Consider the following 2,213-nt stretch of genomic DNA (forward strand, 5'->3'; position numbering starts at 1 on the left):
CGGCGGGCCGGCCGAAGTCGGCCAGCCCGACGGCCGCGGGGTCGGTGGCGTGCAGGTCGGCCAGTACCTCGGCCAGCTCGACGGACAGCGCGCCCAGGCCCGCGGGGGTCCAGGCGGCGTTGTGCTCGGGCCGGGCCAGGACGGCGCCGTCGACGTGCTCCATGACGAAGAACACGGTGCCCGTGACCTCTCCCGGCTCCGTGTCGTCCACCACCGCCACGGTGGGCGGCACCGGGATCGTCCCCGCCAGGGCGGTGATGACCCGGTGCTCCCGTCGCATGTCGTGCGCGGTGGACAGCACGTGCCCCAGCGGCGGGCGGCGCAGCACCAGCGGCCGGGCGGCGCCGTCCACCCGGTAGGTGAGGTTGCTGCGCCCGCCGGTGATCAGGGCCGCGGTCAGCCCGGGGCCCGGCCCGGCGAGCTCCGGATGCTCCCGGGCCAGCCAGGCGGCCAGGCCGGCGACGTCCAGGCCGGGAAGTTCGTGCGTCATGGTTCCCCTCTCGTGCGGTGGTTCTGACGGCACCCGGTCACTCGGTGAGCGGGATGCCCTCGTTCTCCAGCGGCACCTGCGTGGGCTCGGCCGGCACCGCGCCGACCTCGGTCACCTCGTAGGCGTCGTCGGTGAAGTCCTGCACGCCGTCGGTCACCACCGCGATGCGGACGGTGCGGTGCGCGAAGTGGTCGTCGGCGGAGTAGGTCAGCGGCGCGACGCCGTTGCCCACCAGGTCGCCGGACTCGACCGCGGCCACGAGCGACTCCCGCGTCGGCTCCGGCCCGGCGGCGGCCAGCGCTTCGGCGAACTGGTAGCCCACGCTCATGCCGTAGGTGGTGTTGCCGGTGTAGGGCGCGCCGTCGTTGTACTCGTCGTTGATCCGGGAGAACAGCTCGTACCACTCGGACGACGGGCTGTTAGGCAGGTAGTTCACCGAGACGAGGCCCTCCAGCACCGGGGCGACGTCGTCGCCGAGGTACTCCACGAGCGTGGGGTGGTCGGCGCCCGAGGAGGACACGTGCCACCTCGGGAACCAGTCCATCTGCGCGGCGGTGCCCACCGCGAGGGCGGTGAAGCCGTTGATGGTGCCCAGGACGTTGTGCGTGCAGCCCGCCTCCTTCATGGCCCCGATCTGCGCGGTCACGTCCTGGTCGGCCGTCGAGTAGACCTGGTGGGTGGCCACCTCGCCCTCCCCCAGTGCCAGCTCGACGCCCTGGAGGATGCCCTCGCCGAAGTCGTCGTCCTGCCCCAGCACGCAGACGACGGCGTCCGGCTCGGTGTCCAGCGCGTACTGCGCCAGCGCCGCGCCCTCGGTCACGTAGTCCGCGTTGAACCCGAAGGTGTACGGGTACTCCTGAGGCTGGTCCCACGTCAAGGATCCGGAGGCGACGAACAGGTCGGGCACCCCGTTCTGGTCCAGGTAGTCGAGCACGCTGGAGTGCGTGGGCGTGCCCAGGCCGCCCACGACGGCGAAGACCTGGTCCTCCTGGACCAGCTCGCGCACCACGGTCTGCGTGTTGGCCGGGTTGTAGCCGTCGTCCTTGACGACGTACTCGATCTGGCGGCCGTGGATGCCGCCGTTCGCGTTGACGTACTCGAAGTAGGCCGAGGTGGCCGCCGAGATCGACGCGAACCCGGCCGCGGCCGGGCCCGTCAGGGGCTGGTGGGTGCCGATGACCACCGTGTCCTCGGTGACGCCGGGTACCTCGGCGGCCGCCGGCGTCGAGCAGCCGGACAGCGCCGTCGCGGCGGTCAGCCCGAGGACGGCGGCCGTGCCCACGGAGCGGGGGCTGGACAGGGAAGCAGTGCGCATTTCCGTTCACCTCACTGTGTTGGAAAGGACGTGCTGGGACGGGGCTTGCGATCAGGGAGCAGCCGGGCGAGCCCGCCCGGCCAGAGCACGGTCACGACGATGACGACGACGCCGAACAGGGCGATCTCGAGGTTGCCCTGCAGCCGGTGGCCGAGGTCGGCGGGCAGCCCGGCGGTCGCCTGGTCGACCACCCACGGCAGCAGGGTCACGAGCACCGCGCCGATCGCGGCGCCACCCAGCGAGCCGAGCCCGCCCACGACGGCGGCGACCACGAGCAGCAGCGAGAACCCGAGCCCGTACGCGCCGGGGCTGACCTGCTGGGTGACGATCGCGAGCACCACGCCGCCCAGGCCCGCGGCCAGCGAGCTGAGCGCGAACGCCCCGGCCTTGACCCGCCCGGGGTCGACG

General features: G+C 72.9%; 3 protein-coding genes. All 3 read right to left on the minus strand.

Annotated elements, in window-relative coordinates:
• Positions 1-490: phosphotransferase family protein (locus PROKR_RS31900; protein ID WP_036968778.1), on the minus strand; the 490-nt coding region annotated here is incomplete at its 3' end.
• Positions 491-527: 37 nt separating this feature from the next.
• Positions 528-1,805 carry an ABC transporter substrate-binding protein gene (locus PROKR_RS24215; protein ID WP_084800652.1) on the minus strand — a complete coding sequence of 426 codons (1,278 nt, stop codon included), beginning with the start codon at positions 1,803-1,805 and terminating at the stop codon, positions 528-530.
• 11 nt (positions 1,806-1,816) lie between these two features.
• The coding region (locus tag PROKR_RS24220; protein WP_425414935.1) for an ABC transporter permease subunit at positions 1,817-2,213 on the minus strand (397 nt) is incomplete at its 5' end.

The organism is Promicromonospora kroppenstedtii DSM 19349, assembly GCF_000515355.1.
In the GTDB taxonomy this organism is placed as follows: domain Bacteria; phylum Actinomycetota; class Actinomycetes; order Actinomycetales; family Cellulomonadaceae; genus Promicromonospora; species Promicromonospora kroppenstedtii.

Bases quoted from the DNA above. Each gene is read 5' to 3' on its own strand.
- PROKR_RS24215 (WP_084800652.1), bottom strand. From the start codon at position 1,805: ATGCGCACTGCTTCCCTGTCCAGCCCCCGCTCCGTGGGCACGGCCGCC.